The organism is Chitinophaga sp. 22308, from assembly GCF_052045305.1.
Taxonomy (GTDB): domain Bacteria; phylum Bacteroidota; class Bacteroidia; order Chitinophagales; family Chitinophagaceae; genus Chitinophaga; species Chitinophaga varians_A.
Window position 1 is genome coordinate 996,094 of sequence record NZ_JBQEOP010000004.1, and the last position, 21,854, is coordinate 1,017,947.

A 21,854-nucleotide genomic window follows, 5' to 3' on the forward strand; every position below is an offset into this window, starting at 1 on the left:
CTGGCAAATAATATTATGACTTTTTTAATGTAAAAATGCTGCGTATGTCCTGAAAACAGGGCAGAACAAAGGAATAGGATAGTATAATTGTCATTTATACAATTAAATTTTTACTATCTTTCCATAAAAGCTTTGTATTTTGCAAACGTTTGCATTACTTTAGATGAAGTCTTAAAGAAAAAGTGGTCCTGGTTGGACTTCGCGGGAGGGCCACTCCTGAAAAATATGTTTGAACAAAAAAGTGGCGGACGGTATCAACAACCCGAACGTACAGGATTCTGTAGTACAAGCAGCATCAGGGGCCCTTCAGTATCTCATCGGGGTCAATGGTAGCGAAGCGGGGCTGTTGAATAACGGTACAGAGATGTGAAAGGAATTGAATGGAAGAGAAGTTTAACAAAGTAGTGAAGCTAGAAGCGGAGCGGTGCGCCGGAAAACAAATACGGTGAAGCATACTGCCTATTTGCTTCAAAACAGTGAACAAAAGCATTCAGCAAGGCAATCCACGTTAGTGCATGCCGTCATCCTACATGACGCGCTACAGCCGGACCGTGTATGTCTTCCTGAAACAACCGGCGGGTATCCACCAATAAGAAACATCAAACTATCTGTAAATAAAAAAGATAACCAACGATATGAGCACACAGTATGAATCAAGGTATGCCAGCAGCCCTTCAGAGGTGAAAAGCATGGATACCGAAGCGCTGAGAAAGGCATTTCTGATAGAAAAAATTTTTGAGGCAGACCAGATTTCATGGGTACACACGCATTACGACCGGTACCTGACAGCCGGCGCCATGCCGGTGAAAGGCGGCCTTGAACTGCAAACGATTGATCTGCTGAAAGCCGCGTATTTCCTGGAGCGCAGAGAACTGGGAATGATCAATGTTGGCGGTGCGGGCATGGTGGAAGTGGACGGAGAACAATTTGAGATCGGCTTCAAAGAAGCATTGTATGTAGGGAAAGGCAAACAAAAGGTGGTCTTCCACAGTAAAGACGTTGCACAGCCGGCGAAATTCTATCTCAACTCCACCCCCGCGCATCACAGCTATCCTACCCGTAAGGTATCCAGGAATGAAGCGGAAGTAGTGACGCTGGGCGCACTGGAAACATCTAACCATCGTACCATCAACAAGCTGCTGGTAAATTCCGTACTGGAAACCTGCCAGCTGCAAATGGGCATGACCGAGCTGAAACCCGGCAGCGTATGGAACACGATGCCAGCGCATACCCATGACAGGCGAATGGAGGTATATTTCTATTTTGAAGTACCGGAAGGCCAGTCCGTTTGCCACTTTATGGGGCAGCCACAGGAGACGCGCCATATCTGGATGCAGAACGAACAGGCCGTGATTTCTCCGCCCTGGTCCGTGCATTCCGGCGCCGGTACCAGCAACTACACCTTTATCTGGGGTATGGCCGGAGAGAACCTGGATTATGGCGATATGGACCATTGCAAGATCACTGAATTACGCTAAAACCCGATCATCATATTTATCATGAAAATGAAAAACATCATTGCAGGAAGCCTGCTGGGCCTGTCGGCCCTGCACTTCGGGCCGGATGCGGGGGCTGTTCCGCAGCAAACGGCTATTGTGGCGCCTTCGCTCAATGCATTGTCGGCGCAGTTTATCCGTGCTTACATGGAGAGAGTGGCCAACTGGCAATGGCAGTCCATCGAACGGAAAGGTTGGGCCAATCCACAAACCAACTGGACCAACGGCGCCATGTACGCCGGCATGATGGCCCTCAGCCAGGTGACCGACAATCCGTTTTTTATACAGCGGTTGATACAGGTAGGAAAAGACAATAACTGGAATACAGGGCCTGACCGTTTTTTCGCGGATGAGTACTGTATCGGTCAGCTCTACGCCCAGCTGTACCCGTATTATAAGGACCCTGTGATGATTGATAAATTCAGGAAGCTGGCAGACAGTATTGTAGCTGCGCCTCATACCGAGCCGCTGGACTGGAAGAACGGTATCCATCACCGGGAGTGGGCCTGGTGCGACGCCCTGTTTATGGGCCCGCCAGCGTTAGGTTATCTCTCTGCGGCCACCGGTGACCCGCGTTACCTGGAGACCGCTGATAAATTGTGGTGGAAAACCACCGACTTCCTGTTCGACAAAAACGACAGCCTGTACTACCGTGATGCCCGCTACTTTGACCAGAAAGAGAAAAACGGCGCCAAAGTGTTCTGGAGCCGTGGCAACGGCTGGGTGATGGGCGGCCTGGCCCGCCTGCTGGACAATATGCCCGCAAACTACGCTAACAGGGCACGTTTCGTGGAGCTGTTCAAAAAAATGGCTTACCGTATTGCTGCACTGCAAACAGCCGATGGCACCTGGCATGCCAGCTTGCTGGACCCTGACAGCTATCCTTCCAAAGAAACCAGCGGTACCGGCTTCTACGTGTATGCGCTCATGTGGGGCGTAAACAATGGTATTTTACCGGAGAAAGACTTCCTGCCCGTTATCCACAAAGGATGGCAGGCGCTGACAGACTGCGTGCAGCCGGACGGTAAACTGGGCTTTGTGCAGGTAGTGGCGGCTGCCCCCGGCAAAGCCACTGCCGATGATTCGGAAGTATATGGCGTAGGTGCTTTCCTGTTAGCCGGCGCTGAACTGATCAAATATAATCTTCAGCAGAACAGCCCCGGTGATATCGCCATTACCAACCCTACGGGCCTGAACCGCGAGGGTGAGATCGTAGAGATTCCTTACGATCAGTTTACAGCGAAACTTAATAAGGACACACGCAAATCTTTCAAAGTGATGGACCTGTTGTCCGACCAGGAAGTTCCTTACCAGTTGATATACGATGGCGGTAAAACGCCGAAAGCCGTATTACTGCAGGTGAGCGTAACGCCCGCCGGCAGCCGTCAGCTGGCGGTGAAGGCAGGCACGCCCGCAGCGGTAACACCAAAAGCCTATGGCCGTTTTGTACCGGAAAGGAAAGATGACTATGCCTGGGAAAATGACCGGATGGCCTACCGCATGTATGGCCCCGCACTGGAAAAAACGCCCAAGGAAATGGCTTACGGTATTGATGTATGGGCCAAGCGTACCACTGATATGGTGATCGACACCTGGTACAAGCTGGACAACTACCACCATGATAACGGCCAGGGGCTTGATTATTACAGTGTAGGACTTACGCTGGGCGCCGGTGATATCGCGCCTTATGGTAAGGATACTATCTATTTCCCGAAGAATTACCGTCAATGGAAGCGGCTGGACAACGGTCCGCTCCGCACCGTTTTTGTACTCACCTACGATACATGGCAGGCCGGTAATATACCCGTTTCCGTTACCAAAACCATCTCCCTGGACGCCGGTTCCCAGTTGAACAAAATGCAGGTGCAATACACCTTCAAAGGCGATCAGCTGCCGGTGGTGACAGGCATCGTAAAACGGAAAGACCCCGGTGCCGTGCTGCTGGACGAGAAGAATGGCGTAATGGGTTATTGGGAGCCACAACATGGTGAAGACGGCACCCTTGGAATAGGCTGTGTTTTCCCTGCTTCCGTGCCCGGCATGAAAACAGATAACGTGCATTTACTGAGTCCCGGAATAGCCCACAGCCAGCAGCCGTACGTGTATTATTTCGGCGCCGCCTGGAACAAAGGCGGACGGATTACGAATGCCGAAGAATGGTTTAAATATCTGGAAGCATTTTCACAACGCGTTAGAGAACCACTTAAAGTAACGATTCAATAAAGTTGACATATGGACCTGTTTCAATTGAAAGGAAAAACCGCGCTCGTTACCGGTTGTAAGCGAGGTATCGGAAAAGCGATGGCGGTGGCGCTGGCCTCTGCCGGCGCGGACATCATTGGCGTATCAGCCTCCCTGGAATTGCAGGGCAGCGAAGTGGAGAAAGAGGTGACAGCGCTGGGCCGCAGTTTTAAAGCCTACCAGAGCGACTTCTCCAACCGCGAGTCATTGTATGCCTTTATTCGCCGGTTACAGCAGGATGTAAAGACTATTGACATCCTTGTCAACAATGCCGGCACTATTCTCCGGAAACCGGCAGCAGAGCATCCGGACGAGTACTGGGACGAGGTGATCAACATCAACCTGAATGCCCAGTTTATCCTTACCCGTGAAATCGGTAAGGGGATGATTGAAAGAGGCGCCGGAAAGATTATCTTTACAGCCTCATTGCTCACCTTCCAGGGTGGGATCAATGTGCCGGGATATGCCGCCAGCAAAGGGGCGGTAGGCTCACTGGTGAAAGCGTTCGCCAACGAATGGGCCGGCAGGGGCGTGAACGTCAATGCGATCGCTCCGGGCTATATCGCCACCGACAACACGGCTGCCCTGAGGGCGGATGAAAAACGCAGTACCTCCATACTGGACCGGATACCGGCAGGACGCTGGGGTGAACCGGAAGACTTTGCGGGGCCCGTTATTTTCCTCGCTTCCAAAGCTGCTGATTATGTACATGGTACCATACTCACAGTAGACGGCGGCTGGATGGGCAGATAACTAATATTTACCGTTAATGGCTAATACATGAGCAAACGTACAGAAAAAACAATCGTTGATATCGCAGAAGAACTGAAGTTATCGGTATCTACTGTATCCCGCGCCCTGAACGACAATCCTAACATCAGCGCACGTACGAAAGACAGGGTTAAAAAGATGGCCCGCAAACTGGGCTACCGCCCTAACGCGCTGGCTGCCGGTTTACGCAACAACAAAAGCAAAACCATTGGCCTGATCATTCCGCGTATCTCCATGTTTTTTCCCGCTGCCATCAGTACCATTATCCAGAATAAATTACAGGAACACGGCTACAACCTGATCATCTGCCAGTCCAACGACTCCTATGACCAGGAAGTAGCCCTGGTCAATACGCTGTATTCCGCCCGGGTAGACGGCCTGGTAGTCAGCACTACGCTGTATACCACCGACTTCTCCCATTTTGATGTTTTTAAAGACAACAATATCCCGCTGGTATTTTTTGACCGCGTGCCCAAAGATTACAACGTAAAAGTGATCAAGGGAGATGATTACCTGGGAGGGTTTACCGCTACCAGTCACCTGATTGAAAGAGGATGTAAAGACATTGTGCATATCTCCGGGCCGCTAACCTGTAACCTTTACCTGGAGCGGGTAGCAGGATACAAAAGCGCTTTGCAGCAGCATAAACTGCCTTTCCGTAAAACCAGGGTTTTTTACCAGGAGCTTACGCGCGACAATGCATGGCAGGCCTGCGAAAAAATTTTCGCGCAGAAGCCTTATCCCGATGGCATTTTCGCGTCTAATGATACTACTGCCATTACGATCATGGAGTACTGTCGCAAAATCAACCTGCGGGTGCCGGAAGACCTGAAGATAGTAGGTTACTCCAATGACCCCAGGACCGAAATCGTTACACCGCCTATCACTAGCATAGACCAATACGCGGCCATGATGGGCGAGCGGGTGGTAGCAGCGCTGATGGAACTGGTCACCAGCCGTCAGACCGGTACCCCGCGCTATTCCCAGGAGATCATTCCTATTCAGCTGATAGCCAGAGAATCCAGTGCCGCCAATACAAAGGCCGCCTCGAAAAAGAAATAAGTCAACCTATAACTAACTTATTATGAAAAAGAACCTGTTCTTTACCCTGCTGCTGTTGCCTGCGATGTTTATGCAATCGTATGCACAGTCTGGTAAAGCCAACCAGGCATTGCTTCGCAAAGCCGATGAAACACTGCAGTTTGCCGCCAGACAATATAAACTGATGATGCACCATGTGCCGGACACCGTGCTGCCCCGCAGCACTAATAAAGACGGCAGCCTGATGACTTCCAACGCCGGTTGGTGGACATCCGGATTTTATCCCGGCACTACGTGGTTCCTGTACGAATACACGAAAGACCCGGCTTTTAAAACAGAAGCCCTTAAACGGATGGCGCTCTGTCAGAAGAACGAATTCAACACCCGCACGCACGATCTCGGATTTATGATGTATTGCCCTTTCGGCAACGCCCTGCGCATTACCGGCGATACAGCGTATAAACGTATTTTGCTTAACAGCGCCCGGTCTTTGTCCACCCGCTTTAACCCTACGGTAGGCTGCATCAAATCATGGGACCACGGCACCTGGAAATTCCCGGTGATCATCGACAATATGATGAACCTCGAATTGCTGACATGGGCCACCCGCGAATCGGGCGATCCTCAGTTTGACAAGATAGCCCGCACGCATGCCAACACCACGATGAAAAATCATTTCCGTCCGGACTACAGTTCCTATCACGTTATTGATTATGATCCTGCCACCGGCGCTGTATTGCAAAAGAAAACACACCAGGGACTGGCAGACAGTTCTGCCTGGTCACGCGGTCAGGCCTGGGGGCTGTATGGCTATACCATGATGTACCGTGAAACCAAAGACAAAGCATATCTGGACCAGGCCCGTCATATTGCTGAATATATCCTGAACCATCCGCATATGCCGGCCGACCTGATCCCTTACTGGGATTATGACGCACCGGATATTCCGAATGCACCGCGTGATGTTTCCGCCGGCGCCGTAGCCGCTTCCGCCTTACTGGAACTGAGCCGCTACACCAACAAAACAGAAGGCAAACGTTACTGGAACGCCGCAGAGAAAATGCTCACCAGTCTTTGCAGCCCGGCGTACCTGGCCAAAGAAGGAGAGAACAACGATTTTATTTTGATGCATAGCGTAGGTTCCCTGCCTCACCAGTCTGAGGTGGACGTACCGCTTACCTACGCCGACTATTATTTTGTGGAAGCTCTACTGCGTTACAAGCAGTGGGCTAAATAACTGACACCTTGGACAGACGTTTTTTTCTCAAGGCTGTGCCGATGGCCGGTATAGCCGGTTCGCTGAAGACAGATAAAAGCATGCTGGCAGATATAGCGGCACCACCGCCCGTGAATGACCGTGCCTATAATCTGGACCTGTTACTACGTATAAGCCGTCCCGTTATAGAGCATCTCAGTAAAGGGAAACTGGTGGCCAATATGCCTGCCGAAGTAGCGCCGCATTACAGCAAACCGGTACGTAAAGTGACTTACCTGGAAGCCTTCGGCAGAACACTGGCCGGCCTGGCGCCATGGCTGGAACTGGGATGGGACAATACCATGGAAGGCAGCAAACGGATTGAAATGCTGGAGCTTACCCACAAAGCGATGGCGCAGGCAGTAGATCCTTCCTCTCCGGACTTTATGAATTTTACCGGGCAGTTTGATGCGCAGCCGCTGGTAGACGGCGCCTTTCTGGCACATGGCCTGATACGCGCGCCGGAACAGGTGTGGCAGCCATTGTCTGACCGTACGAAACAGCAAACGGTGGACGCCCTGAAAAACCTGCGCAGCATCAAAGCCTTTAGCACCAATAACTGGGTGCTGTTTGCCGCGATGATTGAAATTGCTTTGCTGCGGTTCGACGGCGGGTGGGACCGCAAGCCGGTGGACTTTGCCATTGAGAAAATCATGGAGTGGTACAAAGGAGACAGTATGTACGGCGATGGTCCTCATTTCCACTACGACTATTACAATTCTTTTGTGATACAGCCGATGCTGGTAGATGTACTTAAAGTACTGACGGAGAAAGGCGAAGGCGGTAAAGAACAATATGAGCTGGCCCTGAAGCGGATGCAACGCTACGGGGCTATCCTCGAAAGGCAGATTTCACCGGAAGGGACCTTTCCGGTAGTAGGCCGCTCGATGCCCTACCGCAACGGTGCTTTCCAGGCGCTGGCACAACTGGCCCTTGAAAGGAAATTGCCGGCAGAACTGCAGCCGGCACAGGTACGTTGCGCACTAACGGCGGTGAATAAACGAATTTTTGAAGCGCCGGATACTTTTGATAAAAACGGCTGGCTACAGATCGGTTTCTGTGGTCATCAGCCGGAGATAGCCGATGTATATACTTCTACCGGCAGCCTTTATCTATGCACCACCGGTTTCCTGGATTTGGGATTGCCGGCGCATGACCCTTACTGGAGCGCTCCTGCTGCGGAGTGGACGGCACAGAAAGTTTGGAAGGGAAAGCCTGTTCAGAAAGACCACGCTATTGATATGTAGGGGCTTTAAAAATCCCTAAAATAATTTGATCGCTTCTTTTCCATCCGGCGTAAGCCATTTTTCATACACCAGCCTCACGGGTTCATACTGCTGAGATGCCAGGAACTGTTGCATCCGCAGGTTATTGCTGAGTGTATAACGCACTATTCTCCGGACGCCTTTTTGGATGTAGATGGCTTCCAGCGCGTCGTTGAGCTGCCGGTAGATACCCATGCGGCGGAAGGCGGGTGCCACATAACCATCAGAGACATAGAGGGTGTTGCCGGTATAATCTTCAATGCGGCTTTCGTCCGGTTCTTCTACATAAGCGAAAATAAAGCCTGCCGGTTCGCCGTCTTTCGCAGCGAGCAGGCAGGTACCGTCATTTTCTTCCTGTGTGGAAATGACGTGTTGCATATAGTCCGCCTGAATATCTTCCCAGGCGGCTGTTTTCGGGAAAAATTCCAGTTCAGACAAATGGAGCTCCTTCAGCATTGCTGAAAGGAGCTCGTAATGATCTTTTATGCGTATGGGCGTAATCGTTATCATAGCGTCGGATTATTCCGGTCTGATAGGGCTGCCGGTCCAGTCGGTGTGGGGCTGCAGTTTTTCTCCTTTCATGACGAGCGACAGTGGCGCGATATTTACATCATCACCGATTTCGCTGTCATAGAGGATAATGGTACGTGCCCCGATGCTGGCGCGGTCGCCGATTTTGATGGGGCCGATTTTCATGACACGGTCTTCAAACAGGTGGGTCTGTGGCCCGCTGTCTTCATTGAGGGCAGCGTCGGTGCCTATTTCCACCATATCAAATTCCGTGATGTCGGTGGTGTTGAGCCATACGCGGTAGCCTGTTTTTACGCCCAGCAGGCGCAGTAAAACCGGCAGCCATGGCGTACCCCGGAGGAAGTCGAGCAGGAACGGCACAGACAGCGCTTCATAGGTGGAAGTGGTGCCTTCGCTGCGCCACACTTTAGACGTCCACATGGGATTCTGTATAGCGTGGTATTTACCTGTCAGTATCCATTTCATCATGACGGTGAAAAGGAATGCCGGCATACCGAGGAAAAATAGATAGTAGAAAGGCAGTTTAAGTAATATCTGCCACCAGGCTTGTTCAGTTACCAGGTCATGCCCGTAGGCGATGAAGAGGATACTGCAACAGATGACCATTGTTTCCGGTATAAGGATACGGATAAATTCTGCCAGGCCTCTGGCCATTCTCCGTTGGGGAGATGGGTTGGTGGTCAGTTCTGGTGGAAAGAAACGGCTTTCCTGGCGGCGTGGCAGTGCGATGGCGGGAGAGCCGAACCAGTCGCGCGCGGTGCTGTTGGCCAGCTGTTCTTTTGTGGGCGGTGTGGACAATACGCCGATCAGCATGTTGGGCGGCAATACATATCCCTGCGGGATCAGTGCGCTGTTACCGACGAAGCTGGTATCGTGTATGATTGTTTTTTCGAGGATCAGTTGTTGTCCGCGTACATCGGATTCGCCGAGGGTAACGGCATCAGCGATGAAGGCGCCATTGCCGATTTCGAGCAGCGGGTGGGTAACGCTGCTTGCGGTAGACACTTCCGTGTTTTTACCGATACGGGCGCCCAGCGCGCGGAACAGGCTGGAGATATATACTGTTGCAAAGATAGGATGGATAACGATCAGCGTGAGTGACATCAGCTGGTCGGCAAACCATTTGCGTACATAAAACAGGCTGTAGATAGGGTAGGTGCCGGGTTTGATGCCCCATTGCAACAGGCGGCTGAGGACAACGGTCTGCGCGGTGAAGAGGATAATATAACTCAATGCCAGTGATGGTGTGATGACCATATAGTTGAAATTATAATCCGGCGCGGCGTTATCGAGCTGGTTGAGCGTGATGATGGTGGGCAGCAGTGGCAGCAGGATGGTGAAAGGGAATACCAGCAGGAACAGTGAAAAGATAAGGCTGTATTTCCTGCGGGTAGCTGCCGATACCGGCAGTGGCTGCGGCATTTCGCTCATTTCTTTTTTCACTTTCAGTTGCGCGGGGCTGCCATACCATACTTCACAGGTACCGATGCGGCTGTTGGCGGGCAGGTAGCTGAGGTCCTGCAGTTCGCTCCATGGTTCCATGACGGTGTCGCCGGCGATGACAGCGCTGCTGCCGATATAGGCGTGGTCATCGAGATGTACGGAACGTAGTTTGAGCCAGCCGTCTTCTACCCAGGCATTATTGATAACCGCCTGGGAGCTGATGCTGACATCGCTGCCGATGGTCACCAGGTCTTCCGCGCCGATGGTGACGGCTGCCAGCTGTGCGTCAGCGGCGATTTTCACGCCAAGCATCCGCAGGTAAGTAGGATACAGCGGCGTGCCGTTAAGGAACTGGGAAGGCATGAGGCGTTGCATGGTTTTCACCAGCCACCAGCGGAAATAGTATTGTCCCCACAGCGGGTAGTCGCCTGCTTTCATTTTGCCGATGATCAGCCATTTGATGATGATGATCAGTGCGGAGAAAACGGGAGGTAGCAGGCAGAACATGCACAGTGCCGTAATGATGGCGTATCCCAGGTGACTGGTTTCCTGTTCAATGTAGTAGTATCCCAGGTAAGGCAGGAATATCTGCATGGCAAACAGGCCGAAGATCACCAGCAGGGAAACGCTCTGTGCTGCCCAGCAGGCGAGGTGGCGCCACCAGGGCACTTCATTAAAGCTGCGTTCCTTTTTCTTACTGTTTTGCGGCTGTACGTTCCAGGTATCTACGAGCGCCTGGAGCGGCCGGTGTATATAAATATCTTTCAGCGACGCCTGCGGCACATTGGCTTCGCGGCGTAAGCGGGACACGAAAGCGGCGGCCAGCAGGGAGTGCCCGCCAAGGTCGGTGAAAAAGTCCTGTTGCAGGTTAATGTTCCTGTCAGGGAACACTTTGGTGAGAATGGCCAGCACCCTGTCTTGCAGCGGTGCGCTGGTATCTATCGCTTCGTGTGTGACGGGCTGTGTGAAAGCCGGTGGCAGTGGCAGCGCCTTACGGTTGATTTTTCCACTGGGGAGGCGTGGCATGTCGTCCAGTTCGAGGATAGTGCCGGGCACCATGTAAGGAGGCAGTACTTTTGCCAGTTCCGCGCGGAAGAAGCTTTCATCGAAAGCCTGCGTGTTTTCCATCACCACATATCCTACCAGCTGGTCTTGTTCGTTGTTGTCTTTTTTCACCGCTACGGCAGCGGATATCACGCCGATGATAGCATTGAGGCGGTTTTCTATTTCGCCGAGCTCGATACGGTAGCCGCGCAGTTTTATCTGGTCGTCGAGGCGGCCCTGGAAGTCGATATTGCCATCGGGGAGAATGATGGCCGCGTCGCCGGTGCGGTAAACCGTATCGCCGGGGACCATGTCCATGGACGCCGGCTTGGGAACGAATTTTTCGCGGGTGAGCTCGGGGCGGTCGATGTAGCCGTTGCCCACGCCGGGGCCGGTGATCACCAGTTCACCTCTTTCTCCGAGGGGGAGAATATTGAGTTTATCGTCTACCACCGCCATATTGTAATTGGGCAGGGGATGACCGATGGTAATGGCGTCGCCGGGTTTGAGGGCCGCAAAGGTGGCGCTGACCGTTGTTTCCGTAGGGCCGTAGCTGTTGTAGAACGTCCTGGGAGGGGCGCCCCACCGGGCCAGCACCTGTGGCGTACAGGCTTCTCCGCCGGCATTGATCAGGCGGAGAGTGGGTATATCGTCTTCCATGACGGCCAGCAGGCTGGGGACGGCATGGAGGATGGTGATTTTTTCATCGCGCAGCACACTGCCGAGTTCATCGATGGCTTTGGCAGTGGTGGCATCGGCTACCCAGAGGGTGGCGCCGGCGAAGTAGCTGACCCATGTTTCTTCGCACCACATATCAAAAGATACAGAGAAGCCCTGGTATACTTTGTCGTGCGGGGTAATTTTCAGAACGGTCTGTTCCGCTCTTACCAGGTGGCATATCTGGCGGTGCGAGATGGGGATGCCTTTGGGTTTGCCGGTGCTGCCGGAGGTATATAATACGTAGGCGATATTGTCGGGTGAGGGGCCGGCCGTGAGCGTAAAGGTTTCCGTTATGTCCGGTACCGGCGGAACGGAGAGGATGGCCGCGTCCAGGTGCAGCGATTCTTCACTGAAGCAGGCGGCGGCCTTTACTTCGGTAAGCACGCCTTCCACTCTTTCGGCGGGCATTTCGCGGTCCAGTGGCACATAGGCTGCGCCAGCCTTTACAATGCCCAGGATGGCCGCATGCAGTTCCAGTCCGCGGGGCCACCATACGCCTACCACGCTGCCGGGGCCTATGCCGCGTGCCTGCAACATGGCAGCCACTGCATCGCTCCAGTGGTCCATTTCAGCGTAGGTGAGGGACTGATGTTGAAAGATCAGAGCAGTGTGATGAGCATGCTCTTTAACAGATTGTCTGAAGATATCCGCCAGTGTTTCCTGATGCAACAATTCCTGAAGCTGGGGTCCTTGTACTATACTATAGCCGTTCATAATTTTGCTTCCCGTAGTATTCATTGGTCTTGGTATTAACAAAGTTACAGGGTACAGTGATAGGTATGCCTTATAATTAGCTTAAAAATAAGTTATTATAGGCGAATTTAGCTTTACGGGCGCCCAAAATGCCTTAACTGTCGGTGAATCCACATGACCGGCGCCATGGAGGCCGGTTTTTCCCATTCGGGCGGTTTCCCTTTTTAACGTTTAGCCGGTCCGTCCCTTATAGCTATCTATGGGAAAGAGGTTATTACCCATCATGTGAAGCATGTTGCAAACGGTTTTCCATGATTAGAACGGTTGATAACGTTAACGGATATACGATTTTTATGACTGCCGTTAATTGTCTGATGCCTTTCCGATTTCATCCAGCACATGCGTCCAGTAGGATTTCATCGCTTCGCGTTCTTTGTTGTTGGCCAGCCATTCATGATGAAAGCTGACGGTCGTTTTATCTTTTGCCGGAATGACCCTGATCTGTAACGTGGAAGCGGCTGCCTGTCCTTTGGCGTGCCATTTCATGCGGATGACTTTTACTTCGGTAACACTGGTGATGGTAATAGTGGTTCCGGAAACAGTGGTGTAAGTATCGTTTTTCTGAAAGGCGATGCCGGCTTTATGGTCCAGCCATACATCGAGGACCGGCTGACTGAAAATTATTTGCCATGCAGCTTCGGGGGTGAGAGCGAAGGTGCGTCTTACACCAATTTCCCAACCCTGTGAGGCGGTGTGTCCGGTGATATTTTCCTGTGTGCTCATTTTTTTGTTTAGATAAAGATATAAAAAAATATTTTGGCGTCTTTGTAATATGTAACAAATTAATTATCATTTATTTTTAAATAAATCTTGTCTTGATGGAAAAGATCACGGAAGAGAAAGTGTATCGGGGTTGAAATTTTTTTTTATTTTTATTCCGACCTGTTCACTTAGTGATCGTAGAGGATAACGATGGTATTGCAACCAGAATCTAAATCAGTGATACATCTCGTGACGACTGTAGCATAAAAGACCAAAATCGAACCGTTTTTCTTAACCAGTTAAATTTAAAAAAACAAGCGAGGAAAAAATCTAAATCTAAAGCTAAAGCAACCTGCAGCAGTGCTGTGGATCTATGTCAGAATATCATTAAAACCAAACAGCATTCTTGAACTCAAACGCCGTGAAATATATCATCATGAGTGGCCTCATGATGCTGGAGAAACTATGACCAAAATCTGATTGATCAGACTTCTTTTTTAATAATCTAAACCAAAATCTGCAATTACATGAGGAAGTTCTTACTCGTGGTAGCCAGCATGCTGTTCCTAGCATCGACCTTGTTGGCACAATCTCATCGCACGGTAACAGGGAAGATCACCGATGAGCAAGGCGCTGCTTTGCCAGGTGTATCAGTAAGCCTGCCCGGTGGTAAAACCGGTACTGTAACAGACGCCAAAGGCGCGTTTTCCTTATCTGTTCCTTCGGAAGCAAAAACATTGCGCATATCCTTCGTAGGATATGAAGCTAAGACCTTACCTATTACCGGAGAGAGCATGGGGACCATTCAGCTGACATCAGACACCAAAGCTATATCTGAAGTAGTGGTGGTGGGTTATGGTACGCAACGTAAAAAAGAAGTAACCGGTAACATCGCTTCGGTGAAAGGCACGTCACTGGCCAATTTACCGGTACAGAGCTTTGAGGCAGGCCTGGGTGGCCGTGCCGCCGGTGTACAGATCACTGTACCAAATGGTGTGGTAAACAACCCGCCTGTATTCAGAATCCGTGGTGTTAACTCCCTCTCCATGAGCGCTTATCCGCTGATCGTAATTGACGGTGTGCCTACTTTCAGCGGCGACGTGGGATCTACCAGCGCTCCGCTGAACCCATTGTCCAGTATTAATCCTGCTGATATCGAATCTATTGATATTGCGAAAGACGCCGCCGCTACTGCTATTTACGGTAGCCGTGCTGCCAACGGCGTGGTACTGGTGACCACCAAAAAAGGTAAAGCTGGTCGTCCGCGTGTGATGTATGATGGCTGGGTAGGTATGACCTCCCCTAACCGTTTACCTAAACTGTTGAACGCACAACAGTATGTTGACGTTAAAAATGAAGGGTTGGCCAACGCTGGTGATGCCAGACGTTATGAACTCAACAAAGACGCCAATGGCAACATCATTGATACGAAATGGCTGGACGTGGTATACCGCGACAGGGCCATCTCCCAGAGCCATAGCCTGAGCGTAGGCGGTGGTACTGAAAATACCAGCTACTACTTTTCTGCTGGTTACACCAAACAGGAAGGTATCCTGAAACAAAATGATTTTGTCCGTAAAAACCTGATGGTGAATGTAGACCAGAAAGTGGGCAGGATTTTCTCCGTAGGTACTAAAATAGCCTACTCAAATGAGTTAAGCCTGATTTCCGGTTCTTCCGGTTCACTGGAAGGCGAGGCTTTTAACTCCGGTGGCCTTGCCCGTCTGGCGTTCCTGACCTCTCCGATCGTATCACCGTATAACAATGACGGTACTTACAATACCAATGGCGGTTCCGGTATCGGTGGCGCGAAAGGTGGTTTGAACGTAGGCATCTACAATCCTAAAATCCTGTTGGACCTCGATCACTCCAATACAGAAGCTAATCACGTACAGGGAAACGTGTATGGCCAGTTGAAGCCCTGGGAATGGTTGACCTTACGTACACAGTATGGTATCGACTATATCCTGATGAACAACGACATCTATCAGAATAATAAGAATGGTGATGGTTTTAGCAGCAACGGTGATGCTACCAGCACCTATACACAGTATAAAAGATGGACGTGGACCAACACCGCGCAGTTTGACAAAACCTTTAACCAGCATAGCCTGAGCGTACTGTTCGGTACAGAGCAACAGCGTGATCAGCGCGAGCGTTATGGTATCGGCCGTCAAAACCAGATGGACTCTTACTTCAATAACTCTGAAGGTGGCTGGTTGACAGATTTGAGCCGTAACATGTTACGCCGCAGCAACTACCTGCTCTCATGGTTCTCCCGTGCCAACTACAACTACAAAGAAAAATATTTCCTGAGTGGAAGCGTGCGTCAGGACCAGTATTCAGCCTTTGGTGAAGACAAGAAGAAAGGTACTTTCTTCAGCGTGTCTGCCGGTTGGGAAATCACTAAAGAAGATTTCTGGGCCAACAGCAAACTGGCTAATGTGTTCTCTTCCCTGAAACTGCGCGGCAGCTACGGTAAAGTGGGGAACTACGCCGGTCTGGGCGACTATGACGCATTATCGCTCTACAGACCCGTACCTTATGGTGAAAGACCTTCCCTGTATTTCAGCCAGGCGGGCAACCCGAACCTGGGATGGGAAGTAAGTAAAAAAACAGATGTGGGTATCAGTTATGGGTTCCTGAACAACAGGATTACCGGTGAACTGAGCTACTACTATAATAATATCGACGGCCTGATCCTGTTTGTGCCTCAAATCCCTTCCGCCGGTATTCCTTCCTCCACCGTTATCGCCACCATTCCATCCAACGTAGGTAAAATGTATAACAAAGGCGTGGAATTCAGCATTAGTGCAGCAGCGGTAACTAAAAAGGACTTTACGTGGAATACCTCTTTCAACATTGCTTACAACAAAAATGAAATCACTGACCTTGCCGGCAGCCTGGATAAAATCCCGTTTGTGACCAGCTCCCTGGAACAAACCAGTGTAAACCAGGTAGGCCATCCCGCCAGTATGCTTTATGTTGTTCGTACAAAGGGCGTGGATCCGCAGACGGGCAGAAGGATCTTTGTGAATAAAGCAGGAGAAGATGTTTACTACAATCCGGTAGGAGCTGTGTACAGCTATGCCGACGGTAAACCTGCGCCTGCTGTAGGCACCAAAGACGCGGTGGCTTATCAAAACACCAACCCTAAATTGGTAGGCGGTTTTGAAAACACTTTCCGCTACAAAAATTTTGAACTGAACGTATTGCTGACATACCAGACTGGTTTCTATGTTTACTACGGCAGCCTTGCCGGTATGAAAGACCAGCGTTACTGGAACAACAGCGTTGACGTGTTGAGCAGATGGAAAAATCCGGGTGATGTGAGCGAAACACCTAAAGTGGTGTACGGCGATAACATCTCCAATGGTTCTTCCTTCGCTATCAGCGCCAATGCATTCAAAGGAGATTTCCTTAAACTCCGTACCGTGGGCCTGACTTACATTCTGCCTGAAACAGCGTTGAAATCCATTCACCTGAGCGGCGCCAAAGTATATGTAAGAGGTCAGAACCTCGCCATTATGACGAAATACCCCGGTCCTGATCCGGAAGTATCTTCCAATGGCAACAACGCTTCCGGTCAGGGTATTGACCGTAACACGCTGGGTAATGGCCGTACTGTGACAGTGGGTTTAAATGTTAATTTCTAAAATGATCGATGATGAATAAAATTAGTGCATATATACTGGCATTAGGTATCGCGGTCCTTGGCTCTTCCTGCCAGAAAGACCTGCTTACACCGAAACCGACAACCGATATCCCTGACTGGGAGGCGTTTACGCAGAAAGAACGGATTGGTAACGAAGCTACCGGTTTGTACACCGTGATGAAAAACGGTAAGTTCCTGGGTGGTAAAGTACTGATCGCAAACGATGTGAGAGGCGAAGATTTTGTGAACCTGACCACGAACAACGTAACACTGAATGCTACCTGGAAAATGACTGCCGTGGGCGAGTCCCAGGAGATCAAGGAGATCTGGTCCCAGGGTTATATGGCCATTAACAATGCTAATGTATTCCTGGCTGGTATGGCAGCCAAAGGCAATGCCGTGGTAGGCGACTCACTGGCAAAGATATACGCCGGCGATGCCAAGTTCGTAAGAGGTCTGTCTTATTTTTCCCTGCTGCAGTTATTTGCCCGTCCTTACTGGGATGGCGCAGGCAGCAAACCCGGGCTGATCCTTTTCTGGGAGCCGCATACCAAACTGGGTGATTATTCCCGTGCACGCAGCACCGTAAAAGAAACTTATGACCAGATCATCCGTGACCTGGACTCTGCAGAAGCGCTGCTGCCTAAATTGACTGCCTCTACCAAGTTCGCTGCCAACAAGGGTAACTCCTACAGTGCTATTGCGCTGAAGATGAAAGTATACCTGCAAATGGGGCAATACGATAAAGTGCTGACAGAAGGCGCCAAGCTGATTGCCGGAACAGGTCCGTTCACTTCCCCTGCCGGTTACGTGCTGGAGTCTGACCTGAAGAACCTGTATACGCCCAAGTATGCTGGTAAAGAAGCAGTGATATACATGCCGTTTGGTGCATCCCCCGGCGATTTCCCGGGCACGCAGACGCAGTTGGGATATTACTACAGCCCTGCTTCCGTTGGTGGTAACGCAGAGTACGCCCTGAACACTGCTACCGGTAGTATCGTGGCAGATGCTTCCTGGAAAGCCAGCGATGCCAGAAGGCAGTTTATTATGCCGGTTGGTTCACGTTCTTTCCTGGTGAAATATTCCGGTCCGAGCCCTTACCTGGACTTTGCACCGGTACTGCGCTGGGCAGAATTGCTGCTGATTGAAGCGGAAGCGAAAGTACGTGTATCCAATACCGTAGATCCTGCCGCCATCGCTTTGCTGAATGCCGTACGTGGCCGTTCAGATGCGACAACAGTGTTTACAGCAGCTGATTTCCCGACAGCGAACGATCTGATTAATGCTATCCTTAAAGAAAAACATATTGAGTTACTGGGAGAAGGTAACAGGGCCATGGAAATTATCCGTCTGGGTATTCCGTTCCCTGCCAAGAGCGCTACAGTGCTGGCGGTACCGCCAACAGCTACTGGCTACATCTGGCCTCTCTCTTCCGATGAGCTGGTGTATAACAAGCTGGCCGTGGATAACCAGTAATGCACATTATCCTCTAATAAACAGACAGGCACTCTCTAGTGCTGGTCCTCTTTCATAAGCAAATAAGGGCTGCCCTTCACGAGTGGGCGGCCCTTTTCATTTACGGATTTTTTGAGTTACGATTTTTTGCTTTCGTGAGTCAGGAGTTTGTTGACTAAAATATTAGCATGGCCCCATAACTCAATGATTAAATGATTGTGCTGATTCCCAGCCGATCATGGCCTGTTTACGGACGTCTCCCCAATGGTAATGCCCGAATTCGCCGGTCGATTTAATAACGCGATGGCAGGGGATCAGGAACGCCACGGGGTTCTGGCCTACGGCGGTACCTACCGCCCTTGATGCTTTCGGGTTGTCTACCGCGGCCGCCAGCTGCTGATAGGTGGTGAGATTGCCCATAGGTATTTTCAGCAGGGCTTCCCATACCTTCAGCTGAAAAGCGGTGCCTTTCAGGTGAAGCTTGATCTCTGAGAGGCGATGTTGTTCTTTGGTGAAGATGTACAGCGTATTTTGCTGAATGAGGTCTGTCATCTGTGTAAACTGCGCGTTGGGAAAACTGGCGATCAGGTCCTGTAGCGCCTCTTCGCGGTTGTCCGCAAAAGCCATATGACAGATGCCTTTGCCGGTGGACGCCACCAGTATATTGCCAAACGGGCTCTCTGCGAAGCTGTAGTTGATCTGCAAAGACTTTCCGCCGTTTTTATATTCTCCCGGTGTCATACTTTCAATATTGATGAACAGGTCATGCAGCCTGCTGGTGCCGGACAGTCCTGTTTCGAAGGCTGCATCGGACAAGGTTGTTTTCTCCTGTTTCAGCAGTTGCTTGGCGTGGTGCAGCGTAAGATACTGCAGGAATTTTTTAGGTGTAACGCCTGCCCATTCACTGAACACCCGTTGGAAATGAAACGGGCTCATGTGAACGGAAGCCGCCATGTCTTTGAGTTCCGGCTGTTCCTTGTAATTGTCGTTGATGTATGCAATTGCCGTGGCAATTTTATCGTAATTGTTCATGGCTTTATCATTTTAAGACAAAGTTACCCCTGCGAAAGTCGGCAAAAAACCCGGAACTTGCGGACATGGAAAAACGCTGTTGCTTCCCTGTTCCTACCGTCCGTTTTTGAGCTGCCGACTAACGTTTTGGCCCGTACGAAGCCCTCAAACGCTTACCCCGTCTGTCAAAAAAATTCCATTACATATATATTTTTTTGTAGATTCAGTATCAGGAAGCTTTACATACTATTAAAACCATGGTCATGAAAATGAAAAAAACATTCATGGTAGCAGCTGCGTTAGCAACAGCGGTTACCCTGTGTTCACTGGCTTTGCCTCAGGAACCTGAGAAGCCTAAAAACCTCAAAGTATTACCCAAAAACATCAGCCATGATGAGCTGATAGCCACCATGCGCAGCTTCAATGCTGCCCTGGGCGTAAAGTGCGGCTACTGTCACGCAGCACAAAAAGATGATCCTAAAAAACTGGACTTCGCCAGTGATGAAAATCAACACAAAGACATCGCACGGTCTATGATGAAAATGACACACCGCATCAACAAGAAGTTCTTCAAAGGAACAGAAGTGATGTCCGTGTCCTGCTACACCTGTCACCATGGTAACGAAGAGCCAAAAACCAAACCTGATGAAGCGCCGGCCAAATAAGTCGCGCTAATGACATTACCGGAAGGGCTGGCTCCCATGGGGTTAGCCCTTCTATATGTGTAAATAATTGAATGATAGTGTTTTTTACTGAATAAATTTTCACATATAACCAATCTCCACGCCCCTACCGTTTACTGACGGGAAAATCCGTATCTTTACGTTCGTTATGTTGAGTTCAAAGCATAAAGCTCTCTCCAGAATCTTTCTTTACTGCTCTCCTCAATGCTGAACGCTGGCTATAAAGAGGCGTTTAATTTTATTACCGAAGATTATAAATACAATATGCTATTTGAGCAATTAGGGCTGATCGAGCCCATTTTAAAAGCAATTAAAAAAGAAGGTTATACCCAGCCTACCCCCATACAAGTACAATCCATACCGATCGTTTTAGAAGGGAAAGACCTGCTGGGATGTGCACAGACCGGCACCGGTAAAACGGCCGCTTTTGCCATTCCTATCCTTCAACAGTTGTACAACACCCGCTCCGGCGTAGAAGGCGGTTATAAACATATCCGTGCCCTCATCCTGACGCCTACCCGCGAACTGGCTTCACAGATCGACGAGAGTTTCGAAGCGTATGGGAAATTCACAGGGCTGAAACATGATGTGATATTCGGTGGCGTACCACAACACCGGCAAACGATCGCGCTGCGCAACGGCACAGACGTGCTCATCGCCACGCCGGGCCGCCTGCTGGACCTGATGAACCAAGGCTATATCTACCTGGACCACCTCGAGATATTTGTACTGGATGAAGCAGACCGTATGCTGGACATGGGTTTCATCAACGATATCAAAAAAGTGGTGCGTGAACTGCCAGAGCAACGACAGACGCTGTTCTTCTCTGCTACCATGCCGCCCAATATCGCCAAACTGGCCAATTCACTGCTGTACAAACCGGAGAAAGTGGAGATCACACCAGTGTCCACTACAGCTGAAAGAGTGGAACAGTGCGTGTTTTTCGTGAAGAAAAAAGACAAACAGCAACTGCTGGACCACATCCTGCAGGATAAAACTATCAAACGTACCATCGTATTTACACAGACAAAACACGGCGCCGACAGGATAGCCAAAAACCTGCGTAAAAGGAATATCAACGCTGACGCGCTGCATGGCGACAAGTCACAGTCCTCCCGGCAAAACACGCTGACCAACTTCAAAAGCGGTCGTTTACGGGTGCTCGTTGCCACCGATATCGCCGCAAGAGGCATCGACGTGGAAGCACTGGAACATGTGATCAACTACGACCTGCCTAACGTGTCAGAAACATATGTACACCGTATCGGCCGTACCGGCAGAGCAGGCGCCACCGGTTACGCACTCTCTTTCTGCGCTACCGAAGAACGACCTTTTCTGAACAGCATCAACAAACTGACGAAACAGAAAATCCCTTCCGTGCGTCACCCTTTTGAAGAAGCTGCACTGATAGAGGCCAACAACGCCGATCCGGACGCACCAAAAGCAGAACCAAGAAGACCGAAACCGCGCAACCGAAACCGCTACGGCCGCCAGGGCAAAACCGACAAACGCGATCAGAAAATAGATTTTTAATATTTAGTTCCCAGGGCTGAAGCCCTGGGCTACAATAAGTTTTTTGGGCTGTTTTTGAGAACAGTGATAAGGGGGGCTGGGGAGGCTCCTTTTTTTGTTCTCAGGGCTGAAGCCCTGGGCTACAATAAGTTTTTTGAGCTGTTTTTGAGAACAGTGATAAGGGGGGCTGGGGAGGCTCCTTTTTTTGTTTCCGGGGCTGAAGCCCTGGGCTACAATAAGTTTTTTGGGCTGTTTTTGAGAACAGTGATAAGGGGG

At 50.4% G+C, this 21,854-nt stretch carries 16 protein-coding genes; 12 read left to right on the plus strand and 4 right to left on the minus strand.

The annotated features are described in order from the left end of the window. Positions 1 to 229: 229 nt before the first annotated feature. The 7 genes from ACTJJS_RS20115 (at position 230) to ACTJJS_RS20145 (ending at position 8,051) form a co-directional block, all read left to right on the plus strand. Positions 230 to 370: a hypothetical protein gene (locus tag ACTJJS_RS20115; RefSeq protein WP_440665004.1), complete on the plus strand. Its 141-nt coding sequence runs from the start codon at positions 230 to 232 to the stop codon at positions 368 to 370. Positions 371 to 635: 265 nt separating this feature from the next. Beyond that, positions 636 to 1,478, plus strand: a complete 843-nt coding sequence (gene kduI / locus ACTJJS_RS20120; RefSeq protein ID WP_440665005.1) for a 5-dehydro-4-deoxy-D-glucuronate isomerase — start codon at positions 636 to 638, stop codon at positions 1,476 to 1,478. A 21-nt stretch (positions 1,479 to 1,499) separates the two neighbouring features. Further along, positions 1,500 to 3,719, plus strand: coding sequence for a DUF4861 family protein (locus ACTJJS_RS20125; RefSeq protein ID WP_440665006.1), 2,220 nt, complete (start codon positions 1,500 to 1,502; stop codon positions 3,717 to 3,719). A 9-nt stretch (positions 3,720 to 3,728) separates the two neighbouring features. Continuing rightward, complete coding sequence (locus ACTJJS_RS20130) at positions 3,729 to 4,490, plus strand: SDR family oxidoreductase (RefSeq protein ID WP_440665007.1); 762 nt, start codon at positions 3,729 to 3,731, stop codon at positions 4,488 to 4,490. Between the two features lie 27 nt (positions 4,491 to 4,517). Beyond that, positions 4,518 to 5,570 carry a LacI family DNA-binding transcriptional regulator gene (locus ACTJJS_RS20135; protein WP_440665008.1) on the plus strand — a complete coding sequence of 351 codons (1,053 nt, stop codon included), beginning with the start codon at positions 4,518 to 4,520 and terminating at the stop codon, positions 5,568 to 5,570. A 22-nt stretch (positions 5,571 to 5,592) separates the two neighbouring features. Beyond that, a complete protein-coding gene (locus tag ACTJJS_RS20140) occupies positions 5,593 to 6,786 on the plus strand; it encodes a glucuronyl hydrolase (RefSeq protein ID WP_440665009.1) in 1,194 nt (397 codons plus the stop codon). A gap of 8 nt (positions 6,787 to 6,794) precedes the next feature. Further along, a complete protein-coding gene (locus ACTJJS_RS20145; RefSeq protein WP_440665010.1) occupies positions 6,795 to 8,051 on the plus strand; it encodes a DUF2264 domain-containing protein in 1,257 nt (418 codons plus the stop codon). 15 nt (positions 8,052 to 8,066) lie between these two features. On the opposite strand, the gene ACTJJS_RS20150 is transcribed toward ACTJJS_RS20145, so the two are convergent. The 3 genes from ACTJJS_RS20150 to ACTJJS_RS20160 all read right to left on the minus strand — a co-directional run bounded on the left by ACTJJS_RS20150 (position 8,067) and on the right by ACTJJS_RS20160 (position 13,283). Then, positions 8,067 to 8,579, minus strand: coding sequence for a GNAT family N-acetyltransferase (locus ACTJJS_RS20150; protein WP_168869907.1), 513 nt, complete (start codon positions 8,577 to 8,579; stop codon positions 8,067 to 8,069). 9 nt (positions 8,580 to 8,588) lie between these two features. Continuing rightward, the gene (locus ACTJJS_RS20155) at positions 8,589 to 12,545 is read right to left on the minus strand and encodes a Pls/PosA family non-ribosomal peptide synthetase (RefSeq protein ID WP_440665011.1); all 3,957 of its coding nucleotides are present in this window, start codon (positions 12,543 to 12,545) and stop codon (positions 8,589 to 8,591) included. A gap of 318 nt (positions 12,546 to 12,863) precedes the next feature. Next, entirely contained in the window at positions 12,864 to 13,283 is a 420-nt protein-coding gene (locus ACTJJS_RS20160; RefSeq protein ID WP_440665012.1) for an SRPBCC domain-containing protein, read from the minus strand. Positions 13,284 to 13,789: 506 nt separating this feature from the next. On the opposite strand from ACTJJS_RS20160, the gene ACTJJS_RS20165 reads away from it, so the two are divergent. Both ACTJJS_RS20165 and ACTJJS_RS20170 read left to right on the plus strand, forming a co-directional pair. Then, the gene (locus ACTJJS_RS20165; RefSeq protein WP_440665013.1) at positions 13,790 to 16,918 is read left to right on the plus strand and encodes a SusC/RagA family TonB-linked outer membrane protein; all 3,129 of its coding nucleotides are present in this window, start codon (positions 13,790 to 13,792) and stop codon (positions 16,916 to 16,918) included. An 8-nt stretch (positions 16,919 to 16,926) separates the two neighbouring features. Continuing rightward, on the plus strand, positions 16,927 to 18,393 hold the full coding sequence (locus tag ACTJJS_RS20170; RefSeq protein ID WP_440665014.1) for a RagB/SusD family nutrient uptake outer membrane protein: 1,467 nt from the start codon (positions 16,927 to 16,929) through the stop codon (positions 18,391 to 18,393). A 180-nt stretch (positions 18,394 to 18,573) separates the two neighbouring features. Here the strand turns inward: ACTJJS_RS20170 and ACTJJS_RS20175 are convergent, their stop codons facing one another. Next, complete coding sequence (locus tag ACTJJS_RS20175) at positions 18,574 to 19,404, minus strand: bifunctional helix-turn-helix domain-containing protein/methylated-DNA--[protein]-cysteine S-methyltransferase (RefSeq protein ID WP_168869903.1); 831 nt, start codon at positions 19,402 to 19,404, stop codon at positions 18,574 to 18,576. Positions 19,405 to 19,646: 242 nt separating this feature from the next. Between ACTJJS_RS20175 and ACTJJS_RS20180 the strand changes: the two genes are divergently transcribed. From ACTJJS_RS20180 to ACTJJS_RS20190, 3 genes are all read left to right on the plus strand, one after another. Continuing rightward, the gene (locus ACTJJS_RS20180; RefSeq protein ID WP_168869902.1) at positions 19,647 to 20,048 is read left to right on the plus strand and encodes a c-type cytochrome; all 402 of its coding nucleotides are present in this window, start codon (positions 19,647 to 19,649) and stop codon (positions 20,046 to 20,048) included. A 222-nt stretch (positions 20,049 to 20,270) separates the two neighbouring features. After that, entirely contained in the window at positions 20,271 to 21,599 is a 1,329-nt protein-coding gene (locus tag ACTJJS_RS20185; RefSeq protein WP_247654835.1) for a DEAD/DEAH box helicase, read from the plus strand. Positions 21,600 to 21,653: 54 nt separating this feature from the next. Continuing rightward, positions 21,654 to 21,854, plus strand: a 201-nt coding sequence (locus ACTJJS_RS20190; protein WP_440665015.1) for a hypothetical protein, incomplete at its 3' end; no start/stop codon positions are given.